Below are 16144 nucleotides of genomic sequence, written 5' to 3' on the forward strand. Positions count from 1 at the left end.
GGCGCAGGAATACGGGGACGACGATGCGATACCGACTGATGCTGTTGCTGGCGGGGCTGTCCGCGCCGGTTCTCGCCCAGTCCGGACAGGGCGACCTGTCGGTCACCATCTATAACAACAATCTGGCGCTGGTGCAGGATACCCGCCAGTTGAGCGTCGCCGCCGGGCGGTCGCGCCAGGAATTTCCGGACGTTTCCGCCCAGATCCGGCCGGAAACCGTCACCCTCGCCGGCGCCGGCATCGCCATTGTCGAACAGAATTTCGATTTCGACCTGCTGTCGCCCGACAAGCTGATGGAAAAGGCGGTCGGCCAGACGATCACCATCGTCCGCACCAACCCGGCGACCGGCGCCGAAACCCGCGAGCAGGCGAAGGTGCTGGCCGCCAACGGCGGCATCGTGCTGCAGATCGGCCAGCGGATCGAGGTGCTGCGCGACGACGGCCTGCCGGTCCGCGTCGTATTCGACAAGGTGCCGGACAATCTGCGCGCGCGCCCGACGCTGTCGGTGACGATCGACGCCGCCCGTGCCGAAACCGTCCCGGCCCGCCTGTCCTACCTGACCCCCGGCCTCGGCTGGACCAGCGACTATGTCGCCCTGTTCGACGAGGGCAGGGGCACGATCGACATGCAGGGCTGGGTCACGCTGACCAACAACACCGGCACCACCTTCGCCCGCGCGGATACGCTGCTGGTCGCCGGCAACGTCAACAGCGGCAACACCCGCCGCATGGTTCGCCCGATGCCGGTCGACAGCCTGGAGGAGGCCGGCACCGAAAGCGGCACGCGTGAGCGGCTGGGTGATTACTACCTCTACCCGCTGAAAGAACGCACGACGATCGCCAACGCCCAGCAGAAGCAGGTCAGCTTCCTCGACGTGAAGGGTGCGCCGGCGCGCAAGGCCTATGAGTTCGTCAACGGCTGGCTGGGCAGCAACGACCAGCCGCGCAGCGCGGTGACCGCGTACAAATTCTCCACCTCCGCGCAGGGCGGGCTTGGCGATCAGTTGCCGGCGGGTACGGTGCGGGTCTACCTGCGCGACGCGCGCGGCAATCCGCAGTTCATCGGCGAAAACCGCATCGACCATACGCCGATGGGGTCAAGCATGGCGGTACGCACCGGCGAGGCGTTCGACGTCAAGGTCAAGACGGTGGTCGAGGAGCGGACCCGCCTGTCCAGCCGCCGCTGGCGTACCCGGATGCGCTATACGCTGACCAACGCCCGGCCGGACGCGGTGACCGTCGATCTGGCGCAAACCGGCCTGTGGGGCGACGCGCGGATCGAGGCGCAGAGCCTGCCCGGCGACCGGGTGTCGGCCGACCGCGTCGAATGGAAAGTGCCGGTGCCCGCCAACGGATCGGCCGAACTGACCGCGACCTTCGACACGCGCTACTGACGATGCGGGCAACCGCCCTGCTGCTGGCGCTGCTGTCCGGCGCCGCCCCGGCCACCGCCGGGACGGTGGTATCGGACGTGGTGTCGGACGTGTCCGTCACCATCTACCGCGATCCCGGCCGGCGAGAGGGCGCGATGAACCATGCCTGGCCCGGTGGCTATGCGCTGATCAGCGAGACGCGGACGCTCCGCATTCCAGCGGGGGAATCGGTGATCCGTTTCGTCGGCGTCGCCGACGGCATGCTGCCGGAAACCGCGATCGTTTCCGGCCTGCCATCCGGCGTGCGGGAAAAGAACCGCGACGCGCGGCTGATCTCCCCGGCCGGGCTGGTCGACGCCTATCTGAAGCGCCGCGTCACCCTGCAACGGACCAATCGCCAGACCGGCCAGGTGCGCGAACAGGACGCGATCATCCAGGCCGGGCCGAACGGCGGCGTGCTGGTACAGACCGACGAGGGGGTCGAGGCGCTCGGCTGCTCCGGCCTGCCCGAACGCATGCTGTATGACGGCGTGCCCGACGATCTGTCGGCGCGCCCGACCCTGTCGGTGCTGACCACCAACGACCGCGCGGTCGAAGTCACCGTCCAGCTCAGCTATCTGGCGCAAGGGTTCGACTGGTCCGCAAGCTATGTCGCCGACATGGCGGACGGCGGCGCGACCCTTGGCCTGTTCGCCTGGCTGACCGTCGCCAACGGCGGCGGCCAGGGCTTCGCCGACGCCAGCCTGCAGGTCGTCGCCGGCCAGCCCAACCGCGATCGCGCCAGGCGCGGTCCGCCCACCGGCCCGCCCCCGGCGCTTCACCTGCAATGCTGGCCGATGGACATCACCAGCACCTATCCGCGCTGGTCGCTGACCCCGCCGCCGCCCGCGCCGCCACCGCCACCGCCCGCGCCGATGATGGCGATGGCGGAGGAAAGCATCGTCGTGACCGCACAGCGCCGCACGGCGCTGATGGCCGCACCGGTCGCGATCAGCGCGGAGCAGGAGGAACTGGGCGATCTGAAGCTCTACCGCGTCCCGATCAGGGTGACAGTGGCCGCAAAAGGCCAGAAGCAGGTCGCGATGCTGAACCAGCCGTCAGCGAAGTTCGCCCGCCGCTATGTCGCCAGCGTGTCCGACGGTGACGAAGCGCCGCGGCCGATGGCGCTGGTGCTGCGGGCGAAGAATGACAAGGCCAGCGGCCTTGGCCTGCCGCTGCCCGCCGGCGGCGTCGCGGTGTTCGAACCGGTTGCCGGCCGCAATCTGCTGGCCGGGGAGGACCAGCTCGCCGACCGGGCGATCGGCGAAGAGGTGGAGATCGGTCTCGGCGACAGCCCGGACGTGCAATGGACGCTGAAGCGCATCGGCGAGGACAAGCGCCGGCAGGACTGGCGGATCTCGGTAACCAACGCCCGGCCGGTCGCGGTCGACGCCGAATTCGTCGTCCCTTACGAACTGGCCGACCGCCCCGCCGGGGTCGAACGCGGCAAGGGCGGCTGGCTGTTGAAGGCGCGGGTGGCCGCCAACGGCACCGCCACTCTCACCTATCGCGTCAAACTCGACCGCTGAGCCACCCGCCCCCCGGTTAGGGAAGGCGGGTGGCTTCGCGCAATCAGGCGGCGTCCTGCCTCTTCTTCATCAGGCTGCGGCTGCGGCTGTAGATGAAGTAGACCGCCAGGCCGATCAGGTTCCACATCAGGAACCGGGTCAGCGTGTGGGTCGGCAGGCTGGCCAGCAGGTAAAGGCAGCCGACGATCGCGCCGGTGCCGACCAGATAGGGCGCCGGGCAGCGGAACACCCGCTCCAGATCCGGCGCGCGCTTGCGCAGGATCATCAGGCAGGCGCCGACCGCGATGAACGCGATCAGCGTGCCGGCATTGGCCAACTCGGCGATTTCGTCGAGGCGGAAGAAGCCGGCGACACCGGCGACGAACACGCCGGTCAGGCCGGTGATCAGCATCGGCGACCCGGTGCGCGGCGAGACCTTCGCCAGGCTGTAGGGCAGCAGGCCGTCACGGGCCATGACGAAGAACACGCGGCTCTGCCCGTACATCATCACCAGAATGACCGACGGCAGCGCGACGAGCGCCGCGCCGGCGACGATGTAGGACGCGCCGGGGTGGCCCAGCGTGCGCAGCACCAGCGCCAGCGGCTCCGGCGACTTGCCGAGCGTGGTGTAGGGCAGCGCGCCGATCGCGGCGAGCGCGACCGCCATGTAGATCAGCGTACACACCGCCATCGAGCCGATGATGCCGATCTTCAGGTCGCGGCCGGGATTGCGGGTTTCCTCCGCCGACGTCGCCACCGCGTCAAAGCCGTAGAAGGCGAAGAACACGATTGCTGCCGCCGCCATCACCCCGCGCGTCTCGCCACCCTCGACATGGCTGACGAAGCCATACGGCATGAACGGCTTGAGGTTTGCTATGTCGAACGCTGGCAATGCCATGACAACAAAGGCGACAAGCGCGGTCAGCTTGATGATGACCAGCACGATGTTGAGCGTCGCGCTTTCCCGCGTCCCGGCCATTAGCAGCCCAGCGACGGTCAGCGACACCAGCACCGCCGGCAGGTTGACCAGCCCGCCGGCGTGCGGGCCGGACAGCAACGCTTCGGGTAACGACACCCCGGCCGATTGCAGCCAGCCGACCAGATAGCCGGACCAGCCGACCGCCACCGTTGAACAGGCGAGCGAATATTCGAGGATCAAACTCCACCCGACGACCCAGGCGACGGCCTCGCCGATCACCGAATAGGTGTAGGTATAGGCGCTGCCCGATGTCGGGATCAGCGTCGCCATCTCCGCATAGGCCAGCGCCGCGCAGGCGCAGACCGCCCCGGCGATCGCAAAGGCGAGGATCACCGCCGGCCCGGCACGTTCCGCGCCGACCCCGGTCAAGGTGTAGATGCCGGTGCCGACGATCGCACCGACCCCAAGGGCGATGAGATGGTACCAGCTGAGTGTGGGTCGAAGCCGGTGGGCAGCGTCGGCCGCCTGGCTTTCGATCGGCTTTATTGGCCCTAGGATGGTCATGCGTCTCCCCTCAAATGTCCCTTATTGCCCTTTGGCGGTACAAGGCAGCCTCAGCGCTGCGCATCTTCTCCGGCCAGTTGCTGGCGCAGGTCGTCCAGTGTCTTGCTGATATGGGCGTGGGTCAGCCGCGCGATGGTATCGCCATCGCGGGCCAGCCAGGTGTCGAGCATTTCGCGATGCTCCTCGTTGGCGCGTTCGTCCCGGCCCAGCGGCTCCAGGTGTTTGCGCGCATAGCGTTCCGACAGGACATGCAGCCGTTCGAGGAAATGATTGGTCACCGGCTGGCCGCTCGGCCAGATCAGCGCCATGTGGAAGGCGCGGTTGAACGCGCCGATGCCGCCGCCCTGTTCGTCCGTCACCTGATAGACCGTTGCCAGTGTGTCGGCAGCGAAGCGGCGTTCCTCTTCACTGGCGCGGCGGGCGGCCAATGCCATCACGTCCGGTTCCAGCTTCAACCGCAACGCGTAGACTTCTTCCGCTTCGTCGGCGGACAGGGGGCGGACGAAGAAGCCGCGATTGGCCTGGGAATGGACCAGCCCTTCCTGCTCCAGCCGGGCCAGCGCCTCGCGCAGCGGGATTTTGCTGATGCCCAGTTCCGCGGCAAGCGCATCCTGCCGGATCGGCTTGTCCGGGGGAACGGCGCCGGACAGTATCCGGCTGCGAACGAGATCAAACAACTGATCGGAAAGGTTGCGGACGACGAGGCTCATCTACGCCTCATACCACTGAAAACCCCGCCCAGAAGGGGTCTGTGCGATCAATCCATATCGTATTGATCCCGGTCGCGATCGCCGAGCCTTCGATCGACGGGATGATCCCCGGTTTTCCAGCGATATCCGCCGCCGCTTCGACCCGGCCGATGAAGCGGCTGCCGATATAGCTTTCGTGAACGAACCGGTCGCCGACCTTCAGCTTGCCGCGCGCGACGAGATGCGCCATCCGCGCCGACGTTCCGGTGCCACACGGGCTGCGGTCGATCGCCTTTTCGCCGTAGAACACCGCGTTGCGGCCGTCGGCGCCGTCACTCTTCGGCGCGTCCGCCCACAACACATGGCTGACGCCGCGAATGGTACTCTCCAGCGGGTGAACCGGCTCGCAGCGTTCGCGGAGCATCGCGCGGATCGTCCGGCTCAGGTCGATGATCCGCGCCGCGCCGAGCGCATCCAGCCCGGTATACGGCCCCTGCGGCTCGACGATTGCGTAGAAATTACCGCCGTAGGCGATATCGACGGTCAACGGGCCGAAGTCCGGCACGTCGATCTCGATACCTTCAAGCGCCAGATAGGCGGGGACGTTGCGGATACGGACGGCGACCACCCGGTCACCTTCAACCCGGTAATCGGCATCGATGACGCCTGCCGGCACCTCGACCCGAACACGGCCCGGCTCGCGCGGGGTGATCAGCCCGTTTTCGAGCGCGAAGGTCAAAATGCCGATCGTGCCGTGCCCGCACATCGGCAGGCAGCCGCTGGTTTCGATGAACAGGATGCCGGCATCGCTGTCGTCGCGGGTCGGCGGGTATAGGAAGCCCCCCGACATCATGTCATGGCCGCGCGGCTCGAAGCACAGGCCGGTCCGAATCCAGTCGAACCGGGCCAGGAAATCCTGCCGGCGTTCCGCCATCGACTGGCCGCGCAGCAACGGCGCACCACCAGCGACAAGGCGAACCGGGTTGCCGGCCGTATGCCCGTCGACGCAGAAGAAGCTGTGCCGCATCCCGGTCAGGCGGCGAGCGGAAACGGCGCGCCGGGCCGGGTCTCGGCACAGCGTTCGACCCAGGCGATCACCTGTTCTCGCCGCGCACCGGACAACGGCATGCGCGGCATGCGGACCCGTTCGTTGCCGCGCCCCATCACCTGCTCCGCCAGCTTGATGCACTGGACGAGGTCGGGCACCGAATCGAGGTGAAGCAGCGGCATGAACCAGCGGTAGATCGCGCGTGCTTCCTCAACCCGCCCTTCATAGACCGCCGAGACGAAGCGGACGGATTCGGCCGGAAAGGCGCTGGTCAGGCCCGACACCCAGCCGCTGGCGCCAAGCAGCAGGCCTTCGAGCGCGACATCATCTAGCCCGGCCATCATCGTGAAGCGATCACCGTAACGGTTGGCGATATCAGTGAACCGGCGAGTGTCGGGTTCCGATTCCTTCAGCGCAATGATGTTCGCCACGTCACGCAGGCCGTCGAGCAGCTCGAAGCTCATGCTGACACGGTAGGCGGCAGGGTTGTTGTAGAGCATGATCGGCAGCGCGGTGGCGGCCGCGACCGCGCGCAAATGCGCCTGAAGCTCTTCGACCGTCGGCACATAGACCATCGCCGGCAGCACCATCAGCGCCGAAACGCCGATTGCTTCGGCATCGCGGGCATATTGCACGGCGCGCGCCGTGGTCAGTTCCGACACGCCGGCGACGAGCGGCACGCGCCCCCCTACAGCCTCGACCGACGCGCGCAGCACCGCGCGCTTTTCTTCCGGTTCCAGCGAGTTGTTTTCGCCGCAGGTCCCGAGCAGGACAAGACCGTCGACGCCATCGTCGACAAGGGCGGCCTGAACCTGCTGAGTCGCGTCGAGATCGACCGAGAGATCTTCGGCAAACTGGGTGGTGGCGGCGGGATACACTCCCCGCCACAGAACCGGCGACGCGTTCATTTCAACAAAGTCCCTTCATTGAAGAAGTGTATCGTATACGGTATATGATCGATATTCGCAACCCTGATCTCCGGTGTCCTACGCGCCGGAAAACCCGTATGACAATCGCAACCTGCATCGTCCCGCACCATAATTTGCAAGGCATAGAGCAATGACCAACGGCATCGGCGGATCGACCCCCGCCGCGGAACTGGCCGCCATCCGGCCATGGGCCAGCCCTGCCCCGGCGATTACCCTCGATGAGCGCGGCGCGCGGATCGAAAAGGCGCGTCGTCTGATAGCGGACACTGGCGCCGACGCGCTGCTGGTCGGGGCGGGGGCAAGCCTGCGCTATTTCGCCGGAGTGCCGTGGGGCGCAAGCGAACGGCTTGTCGCGATGCTACTGCCGTATAGTGGCCGGCCGATCATCATCGCCCCGGCTTTCGAACTGGGCACTTTGCAAGCCGATCTGGCGATAGAGGCGGACGTCCGGCTGTGGGAAGAGGATGAGAATCCCGCCACGCTGGTCGCGGCGGCGCTGCGCGAACTGGGCGTCAATACTCTGGCGATCGATCCGGCGATGGCCTTCCTGTTTGTCGACCGGATTGCCCGCGCCGCGCCTTCGCTGAACGTCGTCGCCGGGTCGGCGGTTATCGACGGCTGCCGCATGATCAAATCACCAGCGGAACTGGCGCTGATGCAGCAGGCCAAGGCGATGACGCTCGAAGTGCATCGCCGCGCTGCCCGCGCGCTGGCGCCGGGGATCACCGCGTCGGAGGTCCGTTACTTTATCGACCAGGCCCACCGGGCGATCGGGGCGCCGGACGGCAACGGCTTCTGCATCGTCCAGTTCGGCCGCTCGACCGCCTTTCCCCATGGGCTGCCCGGCGAATGCGTGCTGGCGGAAGGCGATATCGTGCTGATCGATACCGGCTGTGTCATCGGCGGCTATCATTCCGACATCACCCGAACCTATGTGTTCGGCGAGGCGACAGAAGAGCAGAAGCGGATCTGGGCGCTGGAGCAGGAAGCGCAGCAGGCGGCATTCAACGCGGTGCGGCCCGGCGTAGCATGCGAGGCGGTCGACGCGGCGGCGCGGGCGGTGCTGGAGAAAGCGGGCCTGGGGCCGGGCTATCGCCTGCCCGGCCTGCCGCACCGTACCGGTCACGGCATAGGCCTGTCGATCCACGAGCCGGCCTATCTGGTGCCGGGCGACACGACGCCGCTGGCGCCGGGCATGTGCTTCTCCAACGAGCCGATGATCGTCGTGCCGGACCAGTTCGGCGTCCGGCTCGAGGACCATTTCTACGTGACCGAGACCGGGGCGACCTGGTTCACCGAGCCTTCCCCGGCGATCGACCGCCCGTTCGGCTGAGCTTACCCGCCTTCGGCGGAACCGGCACCGCCCCCCCCACCCGGCCTCCCATATGATACTGCCGTTGGGAGGCCGGGTGGGGGAGCGGGCCGGTGGCGCCTCTACAACAAACCTAATCCAGCAGCGCCCGGATGTCGTCGTACAGGGCGCGGGGGATGTGGACGCCGCTCGCCAGGCTGCGGACCCGGCCTTCGTAGCGGCGCTGTGACGGGAGGCGGGCGCCCTGCCCGGTGATACCGTCGAACACCGCCTCGGCGCGGGCGATGTGATCGGCGGCGGCGGCGCCGAGGAAGCCGGCCGGATCGATCGCGACGATCAGTTCGCCACCATAGGGAGAGGAGCCGGCGCCGTCGTCGAAGGCGAGGGATTCGGCGCTGGTCATGTCGCCGATCAGCGGGCCGGCGATCAGTTCGACCATCGTCGACAGCGCCGAGCCCTTGTGGCCGCCGAAGGTCAGCATCGCACCGGCGAGCGCGGTCGCCGCGTCGGTGGTCGGTTGCCCGTCGCCGTCGACGCCCCAGCCTTCCGGAATCGGCTTGCCGGCACGGCGGTGCAGTTCGATCTCGCCGCGGGCGACGGCGCTGGTCGCGAAGTCGAAGACATAGGGGAAGGGGCCGGGGCGCGGCCAGCCGAAGGCGATCGGGTTGGTGCCGAACAGCGGTTTGCGGCCACCGGCCGGGGCGACCCAGGCGTGGCTGGGGGTGACGGCGAGCGCGACCAGCCCTTCGGCGACGACGGTTTCGATTTCCGGCCAGAGGGCGGCGAAGTGGACGCAGTTGTTGAGCGCGAGGGCGGCGATGCCGCTGGCTTTCGCCTTGGTTATCAGGTGTGGAACACCCCGCTTGAAAGCGAGCTGGGCGAAAGCTCCACCGGCGTCGACGCGGACAAGTGCCGGGGCGACGTCGTCGACGACGGGCTGGGCATCGGGAGAAACTTTCCCTGTTTTCAATGTGTTGATGCACACGAGCAGGCGGTAGACGCCGTGAGCGGCGCATTCGTCCCGCTCGCCGGCGACGATCGTTTCTGTCACCGCCTCGACATGGTCGGGGGCAAGGCCGTGACGGGTCAGCACGGCGCGCGAAAGCGCCGCCACCTCGTCAAGCGTCAGGGTGACGGTGTCGGTATCGGTCATGTCATTCCTCGTCGGGGTAAGGGCCTTTGCCGCCATCGGCGATGAAACGGTCGATCCGCGCCGACAACACCGGCAGCGGCACCGAGCCGAGTTCGAGAACGGTATCGTGGAAAGCACGGATGTCGAATTTCGGCCCGAGCGCCGCTTCCGCCTTCGCCCGCCCCTTCATGATCTCCATCTGCCCCAGATAATAGGACAGGGCCTGCCCCGGCCAGGCGATATAGCGATCGACCTCCGTCTCGATCTCGTGCGCGGACAGGGCGGTGTTGTCGCGCAGATAGCGCTGGGCCTGCTCACGGCTCCAGCCCTTGGCATGGATGCCGGTATCGACGACCAGCCGCGCCGCGCGCCACGCCTGATAGCTGAGCATCCCGAACAGGTCGTAGGGCGTTTCATAGATGCCCATTTCGGTGCCGAGCCGCTCGCAATAGAGCGCCCAACCCTCGCCATAGGCGGAGATATAGACCTTGCGGAACGCCGGCTGCGCCTTGTTCTCGTTGGCGAGCGGCATCTGGAAGGCGTGGCCCGGCGCCGATTCGTGCAGGGTCAGCGCGCGCAGCGAATAGAGCGCGCGCGACGGCAAATCGTAGGTGTTGACCAGATAGATGCCCGGCCCGCCCCGGCCGGAGGTGTAGAACGGCGCGACGTCATCCGGCACGGGCACGATGCCGAAACGGCGGCGCGGCAGATGGCCGATCCAGTTGCCGATCCGGTCGTCGACCTGCTTGGCGATCCACGCCGCCTCCTTCAGCAGTTCCGCCGGAGTCTTGGCGTAGAATTGCGGATCGGTGCGCAGGAAGTGGAGGAAGGCGGACATGTCGCCCTGGAAGCCGACCTGCTGGCGCACCGCCTCCATTTCCGTCCGCAGCTTCGCCATCTCGCTGAGGCCGATCGCGTGGACCTGGTCCGGCGTCAGGTCGAGGGTGGCGAATTCCCTGATAAGCGCCTGATAATAGGCCTTGCCGTTCGGCATGTCTTCCGCCGCCAGCGCGGTGCGGGCCTTCGGGATATAATCGTCCTGCATGAAGCGCAGCAGGGTGCGGTGGGCGGGGACGACCGCACCGGTGATCGCGCTGACCGCCGCCGCGCGCAGTTCCGCCTGAGTCGCCGCCGGGATCGATGCCGGCATCGTCCTGAACGGCAGGTAGAAGAGCGAATCCTCCGGCGTCTTTGCGTCGACGACCGAGCGGATCGTCGCGTCGCGCCCCTGCAGCGTCACTTTGGGCGGGGTGAAGCCGCGCGCCAGCCCGGCGCGCATATTGGCGGTCTGCTCGCTGAAATAGCGCGGGATGTCGTTCATCTGGCCGATGAAGGCGCGGTAGTCCGCCTCGGTGGTGAACGGCCGCCGCGCGGTGTAGCCGAAATCGCTCCAGAAAGCGCTGTCGGCGTTCAACGGCTTTTCATATTCCCGGAATTGCTGCCGGGCGATCAGCGTATCGATCTGGTCGCGGTAGACCGCATAGTCGACCTGCACGGCGGGCGACAGCGCCGCGACCGGGATCGCGTCCAGCTTGCGGCGGACGTCGCGCCAATGGGCAAGGCGCGCCGCCTGCGTTTCCGGCCGCACGTCCGGCAGCTTTGGCTGGATCGCGCCGTCGTCATCCTCGCCGCCGGCCATCTGCTGCTGGCGCCAGCTCCATTCGGCCGACGACAATGCGGTGAAGCGCGCGTCGGTCGCCGGATCGGCGTGGGCGGGGACAGGGACGGCGATACCGGCAAGAAGCAGGGCGACGGCGATACCGGTGAAACGACGCGTCATTGGAAAGCCCCGAAAAAATATGCGCGACATGTATCGTATACCGTATAATAACCCCTGCCAAGCGGGGCGGCACCCTTGACGGCATTCGTATAGGGGCGCCAAAACTCAGACATTACAAGGGGGATTCATGCGTCAACGCCAGCTTCTGCTCTCGATCGCCATTGCTGCCCTGTCGGCCGCGCCGCTTACCGCCCAACCGCGCGACACGGCCACGGCCAACGCCGCCAGTGCGACGGCGCCCGGCGCGGACGACACCGCCGCCGCCAGCGCCGAGGAGGACGCCCAGCCGAAGCGCGGTAGCGTCACCATCGACGGCAAGCGGATCGGCTACACCGTCACCCCCGGCACGCTGACCATCCGCAACGATGCCGGCGAGGCGGTCGCCAGCATGTTCTATGTCGCCTATGTCGCCGACCGACCCGCCGGGGCGCCGCCGCGCCCGGTGACCTTTACCTTCAACGGCGGCCCCGGATCGTCGAGCATGTGGCTGCACATGGGGTCTTTCGGCCCGGTCCGCGTCGACACGCCGAACGACACCGCCCACGCGCCGCCGCCCTACCCGATCGTCGAAAACCATCAGTCGATCCTCGACCGCACCGACCTGGTGTTCATCGACGCGATCGGCACCGGCCTGTCGCGGCCGATCGGCAAGGCCAAGGGCGCCGATTTCTGGGGCGTCGACCAGGATATCGACGCCTTCGCACGCGGCATTCTGCGCTATCTGGCGCTATACGACCGCTGGGATTCGCCGAAATTCCTGCTGGGCGAGAGTTACGGCACGCTGCGCGCCGCCGGCCTTGTCCACACGCTGCAATCGCGCGGCGCGCAGATGAGTGGCGTGATCCTGCTGTCGTCGATCCTGAACTATGGCGTCCGTCAGCCGGGGTTCGACCGGATCTTCGTCACCTATGTGCCCAGCTATGCCGCCGCCGCCTGGTACCACAAGCGGCTGGCCGACCGGCCGGCGGCGCTGGAACCGTTTCTGACCGAAGTGCGCGAATGGGCGCGCGGCCCCTATCTGGCCGCGCTGGCCAAGGGCGACGACCTGAGCGACGCCGAGCGCGCCGCGATCGCCCGGCAGATGAGCGCCTATACCGGCCTGTCGGAGAAATTCCTGCTTTCCGTCGACCTGCGTGTCGATCTGGCGCGGTTCCGCAAGGAATTGCTGCGCGACCAGCGGCGGACGATCGGCCGGCTCGACACCCGGTTCCTGGGCATCGACGTTGACGCCGGTGGCGATTCGCCGGAATTCGACGCCGCCGACGCGGCGATCAGCGGCCCGTATATCGGCGCGCTGAACAAATATCTTTTCGGGACATTGGGCTACAAGACGAAGCTCAGCTACCGGCCGAATTTCTATTCCGGCATCGCCGGGACATGGGACCAGAAGCACAAGGCACCGGACGGGCGGACGATGGCGCTGGCCGCGACATCCATCGACCTGGGCACGGCGATGCGGATCAACCCCTATCTGAAGGTGCTGTCGCTGAACGGCTATTACGACACGGCGACGCCGTTCTTCGGCGCGGAATATGACCTGAAGCATATGCAGATCGACCCGGCGCTGCGCGGCAACATCACCTATCGCTATTACGAATCCGGCCACATGATCTATATCGAGCCGGGCTCGCTGACCGCGCTGAAGCGCGACCTCGACCAGTGGTATGACGCGGCGGTTCGCCGCTGAACGCCACCGCCGGGGCCGTGACGCGGCGATCGGCCGGCCATTTGCCATAGGGAGGATTGCCATGACCCGCCGCCTTGCCGGTGCCTGCGCACTGGCCGCGTTGCTGACCACCACCGCCGCGCCGGCGCAGATCGCCAAAACCCGGACGATCAACGCCACCGACGCGCAGAAGATCACCGACGCCTGTCTGGCGCTGGCCACCCGATCCGGCTGGAAAGTGCATGTCGCGGTACTGAACGAGCATGGCGACCTGGTTCGTCTGGTCGGCATGGACGGCGCCAGCCGGACCAGCGGCGTTCTGGCGCAGGGCAAGGCGGGAACGGTGTTCCGCACCGGCCGCAGCACCGCCGAAGTGGCGAAGATGGCGGAAACGGCGCAGCGCGCGTTCAACGCCGTCACCTATGCCGGCGGCCTGCCGGTGATGGTCGACGGACGGCTGGCCGGCACTGTCGGCGTCAGCGGCGCGACCGAAGCGCAGGACGAGGAATGCGCCCGCGCCGGGATTGCCGCCGCGCTGTAGCCCGCGTCAGGGGATGAGGACGGTGGAACCGGTGGTGCGCCGCGCCTCCAGATCGGCATGGGCGCGGGCCGCGTCCTCCAGCGGGTAACGCTGGCCGATCGTCACCGTGACCGCGCCGGAGCCGAGCATCGCCCACAGACGGGCGACGCCGGCGGCGCGCTCCTCCGCCGTCACATAATAGTCGAACAGGGTCGGCCGGGTGACGAACAGCGAGCCATGGGCGGCCAGCGCGCCGAGGCCGATGCCGGTGACCGGCCCACCGGCATTGCCATAGCTGACGATCAGGCCGCGTTTCGCGACGCTGGCCAAAGTCGCGTCCCAGCTTGCCATGCCGACCCCGTCGAAAGCGACGCGCACCCCGGCGCCGCCGGTCAGCGCGCGCACCCGCGCGGCGATATCCTCTTCCCGCGACAGCAGCACATGATCGGCACCCGCCGCCGTTGCCAGCGGCGCCTTCGCCGGGTCGCCGACCGTGCCGATCACCGTCGCGCCGAGCGCCTTCAGCCATTGCACCAGCAGCAGGCCGACGCCGCCGGCCGCGGCGTGGACCAGCACCGGCCAGCCCGCTTCGACCCGGGCGCAGCGTTCGACGAGAAATTCCACGGTGCAGCCTTTCAGCAGCACCGCCGCCGCCGTTTCGTCATCCACCGAGTCGGGCAGGCGGAGCAGTTCCGCGGCGGGCAGGACGCGGTGGCTGGCATAGGCGCCGCGCCGGGCGCCGAAATGGCCGACGCGGTCACCGGGCGCGAAGCCGGATACGCCGGGGCCGACCGCTTCGACCACGCCCGCCGCTTCCGTGCCCAGCCCGCTCGGCAACGGCACCGGGTAGACGCCGGAGCGGTGATAGGTGTCGATGAAGTTCAGCCCAACGGCGGTCTGGCGGACCAGCACTTCGCCGGCCGCCGGCGGCGGCAGCGCGACATCGTGCCAGGCGATGACCTCCGGCCCGCCGATCCTGTCGATCCTTGCCACCCGCGCCATGCCGTCCTCCCGCGTTACCGGGGGTTTGTTACGGCCGACGCCTCGCGATGCAAGCGATATGGCAGGGTGATTTCGCAGTGCAGACCGTCCGGCGCGTAATCGAAAGCGACGGTGCCGCGTTCCGCCGCCACCGTGCGCTCGATCATCCGCGAACCGAAGCCGGCCGAGCGCGGGGTGGAAACTGGCGGACCGCCGCTTTCCCGCCAGGTCACCCGCAGCCGGCCGGCCTCGTCCAGCGCCCATGTCAGCGCGACCCGGCCGCTGTCATTGGCGAGCGCGCCGTATTTGCAGGCGTTGGTGCCCAGTTCGTGCAGCGCCATCGCCAGCAGCAGCGCGACATTGCTCGGCAGGTCAACCGGCGGGCCGTGCGCGGCGATGCGTTCGCTCCACCGATCGCGGAACGGGCGGAGCGCGCGGCGGGCGGTGTCGTCCATCGTCGCCCCCTGCCAGCGGGTTTCGTTCAGCAGATCATGCGCGTCCGACAAGGCCTGCAACCGGGCGAGGAAGCTGTCGCGCTCCGCCGGCGGGGTGGCGCGAAAGGTCTGGCGCGCGATCGCCTGGATCGTCGCCAGCGTGTTCTTCACCCGGTGCTTCAGCTCGTCGAGCATCAGCGCCTTCGCTTCTTCCGCCGCGCGGCGTCGGGCAATTTCGTGCCGGGCGGCGCTGTGCAGGCGGGCATTGTCCATCGCCACCGCCGCCTGCGCGGCGACGGCGGCGATCAGCAATTCGGTATCCTCGTCGAACATGCCGGGCAGTTCATGGCCGAAGAACAGGCCGCCGATCGGATCGCCGGTGCCGGAGACGACCGGCACCGCCAGATAGCTGACCACCGGCAGATGCCCCGCCGGCATGCCGAAATGCGGCGGGCTGCGGCCATAGCGCGGGTCCTGCCGGATGTCGTCGGAGCGGACGATCTCCGTCCCGGCGAAGGTCGGCGCGAACACCGCCGAATTGCGCGGCATGCCGAAAGCCTCGAACGCTTCGCGCGGGGCACCGGACAGCGCGTAGAGCAGCAGGGATTCGCCGCTGTCGTCGGTGACGTTGTAGAAAAACGCGCCGAACTGCGCGCCGCTCAACTCGGTCGCGATGTCGGTGACGATGGCGACGACGCGGTCAAGGTCCAGTTCGCGCAGGATGAGCTGAGCGGCGCGGTTGAGGGTGGCGAGGCGCTGGCCCTGCCGGCGTAGCTGCGCCTCCGTCGCCTTGCGTTCGCTGATGTCGCGGGCGATCTTCGACGCGCCGATCAGCGTGCCGTCGGCGCGCAGGATCGGCGACACGGTCAGCGATACCGGCACCCGGCTGCCGTCCTTGCGGCAACGTTCGGTCTCGAAATGCCGGATCCGTTCGCCGCGCCGCAGCCGGGCGACGATATCATGTTCCTCATGCTGCCGCTCCGGCGGGATCAGCGTCAGCACCGAACGGCCGAGAATCTCGTCCTCGCGATAGCCGAACAGCCGCTCCGCGCCCTTGTTCCAGCTGGTGATCGTGCCATCCAGCGTCTTGCCGACGATCGCGTCGTCGGACGATTCGACGATTGCCGCCAGCCGCAGCGCGGTGTCGTCCGCCACCGGCCCGGCCGCATCCCCCCGTTCAGCGCCAATACGCATATATACTCTGGCCTTTCCGGCGGCGACGCCCCGCATGGCTGCGGCCGCGGCAATAC

13 protein-coding genes are annotated in these 16144 nt (G+C 67.9%); 5 read left to right on the forward strand and 8 right to left on the reverse strand.

The window, feature by feature from the left end; all coding sequences use genetic code 11:
- Positions 1-23 precede the first annotated feature (23 nt).
- Together ACMT1E_RS10720 and ACMT1E_RS10725 are read left to right on the forward strand one after the other, a co-directional pair.
- Positions 24-1394, forward strand: coding sequence for a DUF4139 domain-containing protein (locus ACMT1E_RS10720; protein WP_414900173.1), 1371 nt, complete (start codon positions 24-26; stop codon positions 1392-1394).
- 2 nt (positions 1395-1396) lie between these two features.
- Complete coding sequence (locus ACMT1E_RS10725) at positions 1397-2941, forward strand: DUF4139 domain-containing protein (RefSeq protein ID WP_414900174.1); 1545 nt, start codon at positions 1397-1399, stop codon at positions 2939-2941.
- A 43-nt stretch (positions 2942-2984) separates the two neighbouring features.
- Here the strand turns inward: ACMT1E_RS10725 and ACMT1E_RS10730 are convergent, their stop codons facing one another.
- Genes ACMT1E_RS10730 through ACMT1E_RS10745 form a run of 4 tightly spaced genes read right to left on the reverse strand, consistent with a single transcriptional unit; the run spans position 2985 to position 7048 of the window.
- Entirely contained in the window at positions 2985-4403 is a 1419-nt protein-coding gene (locus ACMT1E_RS10730; protein WP_414900176.1) for an amino acid permease, read from the reverse strand.
- Between the two features lie 50 nt (positions 4404-4453).
- A complete protein-coding gene (locus tag ACMT1E_RS10735; protein WP_414900177.1) occupies positions 4454-5113 on the reverse strand; it encodes a GntR family transcriptional regulator in 660 nt (219 codons plus the stop codon).
- A 7-nt stretch (positions 5114-5120) separates the two neighbouring features.
- Entirely contained in the window at positions 5121-6119 is a 999-nt protein-coding gene (locus tag ACMT1E_RS10740) for a 4-hydroxyproline epimerase (RefSeq protein ID WP_414900178.1), read from the reverse strand.
- A 5-nt stretch (positions 6120-6124) separates the two neighbouring features.
- Positions 6125-7048: a dihydrodipicolinate synthase family protein gene (locus ACMT1E_RS10745; RefSeq protein ID WP_414900179.1), complete on the reverse strand. Its 924-nt coding sequence runs from the start codon at positions 7046-7048 to the stop codon at positions 6125-6127.
- A 151-nt stretch (positions 7049-7199) separates the two neighbouring features.
- Here ACMT1E_RS10745 and ACMT1E_RS10750 point away from each other — a divergent pair, with 151 nt between their 5' ends.
- Positions 7200-8402 carry a M24 family metallopeptidase gene (locus ACMT1E_RS10750; RefSeq protein WP_414900180.1) on the forward strand — a complete coding sequence of 401 codons (1203 nt, stop codon included), beginning with the start codon at positions 7200-7202 and terminating at the stop codon, positions 8400-8402.
- Positions 8403-8514: 112 nt separating this feature from the next.
- Here ACMT1E_RS10750 and ACMT1E_RS10755 read toward each other — a convergent pair whose 3' ends face one another.
- Both ACMT1E_RS10755 and ACMT1E_RS10760 read right to left on the reverse strand, forming a co-directional pair.
- Positions 8515-9534 carry an Ldh family oxidoreductase gene (locus ACMT1E_RS10755; RefSeq protein WP_414900181.1) on the reverse strand — a complete coding sequence of 340 codons (1020 nt, stop codon included), beginning with the start codon at positions 9532-9534 and terminating at the stop codon, positions 8515-8517.
- A 1-nt stretch (position 9535) separates the two neighbouring features.
- Positions 9536-11293, reverse strand: a complete 1758-nt coding sequence (locus ACMT1E_RS10760) for a DUF885 domain-containing protein (protein WP_414900182.1) — start codon at positions 11291-11293, stop codon at positions 9536-9538.
- Between the two features lie 127 nt (positions 11294-11420).
- Between ACMT1E_RS10760 and ACMT1E_RS10765 the strand changes: the two genes are divergently transcribed.
- Positions 11421-12980 (forward strand): S10 family peptidase, encoded by a 1560-nt coding sequence (locus ACMT1E_RS10765; protein WP_414900184.1) that lies wholly within the window; start codon positions 11421-11423, stop codon positions 12978-12980.
- A 61-nt stretch (positions 12981-13041) separates the two neighbouring features.
- On the forward strand, positions 13042-13500 hold the full coding sequence (locus tag ACMT1E_RS10770; protein WP_414900186.1) for a GlcG/HbpS family heme-binding protein: 459 nt from the start codon (positions 13042-13044) through the stop codon (positions 13498-13500).
- Positions 13501-13506: 6 nt separating this feature from the next.
- Here ACMT1E_RS10770 and ACMT1E_RS10775 read toward each other — a convergent pair whose 3' ends face one another.
- The gene (locus ACMT1E_RS10775) at positions 13507-14481 is read right to left on the reverse strand and encodes a quinone oxidoreductase family protein (protein ID WP_414900188.1); all 975 of its coding nucleotides are present in this window, start codon (positions 14479-14481) and stop codon (positions 13507-13509) included.
- A gap of 14 nt (positions 14482-14495) precedes the next feature.
- The gene (locus ACMT1E_RS10780) at positions 14496-16088 is read right to left on the reverse strand and encodes a sensor histidine kinase (RefSeq protein ID WP_414900190.1); all 1593 of its coding nucleotides are present in this window, start codon (positions 16086-16088) and stop codon (positions 14496-14498) included.
- Between the last annotated feature and the right edge of the window lie 56 nt (positions 16089-16144).

This window comes from Sphingomonas flavalba (assembly GCF_047553045.1).
GTDB classification, from domain to species: Bacteria; Pseudomonadota; Alphaproteobacteria; order Sphingomonadales; family Sphingomonadaceae; genus Sphingomonas_L; species Sphingomonas_L flavalba_A.

Bases quoted from the DNA above. Each gene is read 5' to 3' on its own strand.
- ACMT1E_RS10720 (WP_414900173.1), top strand. From the start codon at position 24: ATGCGATACCGACTGATGCTGTTGCTGGCGGGGCTGTCCGCGCCGGTT.
- ACMT1E_RS10725 (WP_414900174.1), top strand. From the start codon at position 1,397: ATGCGGGCAACCGCCCTGCTGCTGGCGCTGCTGTCCGGCGCCGCCCCG.
- ACMT1E_RS10730 (WP_414900176.1), bottom strand. From the start codon at position 4,403: ATGACCATCCTAGGGCCAATAAAGCCGATCGAAAGCCAGGCGGCCGAC.
- ACMT1E_RS10735 (WP_414900177.1), bottom strand. From the start codon at position 5,113: ATGAGCCTCGTCGTCCGCAACCTTTCCGATCAGTTGTTTGATCTCGTT.
- ACMT1E_RS10740 (WP_414900178.1), bottom strand. From the start codon at position 6,119: ATGCGGCACAGCTTCTTCTGCGTCGACGGGCATACGGCCGGCAACCCG.
- ACMT1E_RS10745 (WP_414900179.1), bottom strand. From the start codon at position 7,048: ATGAACGCGTCGCCGGTTCTGTGGCGGGGAGTGTATCCCGCCGCCACC.
- ACMT1E_RS10750 (WP_414900180.1), top strand. From the start codon at position 7,200: ATGACCAACGGCATCGGCGGATCGACCCCCGCCGCGGAACTGGCCGCC.
- ACMT1E_RS10755 (WP_414900181.1), bottom strand. From the start codon at position 9,534: ATGACCGATACCGACACCGTCACCCTGACGCTTGACGAGGTGGCGGCG.
- ACMT1E_RS10760 (WP_414900182.1), bottom strand. From the start codon at position 11,293: ATGACGCGTCGTTTCACCGGTATCGCCGTCGCCCTGCTTCTTGCCGGT.
- ACMT1E_RS10765 (WP_414900184.1), top strand. From the start codon at position 11,421: ATGCGTCAACGCCAGCTTCTGCTCTCGATCGCCATTGCTGCCCTGTCG.
- ACMT1E_RS10770 (WP_414900186.1), top strand. From the start codon at position 13,042: ATGACCCGCCGCCTTGCCGGTGCCTGCGCACTGGCCGCGTTGCTGACC.
- ACMT1E_RS10775 (WP_414900188.1), bottom strand. From the start codon at position 14,481: ATGGCGCGGGTGGCAAGGATCGACAGGATCGGCGGGCCGGAGGTCATC.
- ACMT1E_RS10780 (WP_414900190.1), bottom strand. From the start codon at position 16,088: ATGCGTATTGGCGCTGAACGGGGGGATGCGGCCGGGCCGGTGGCGGAC.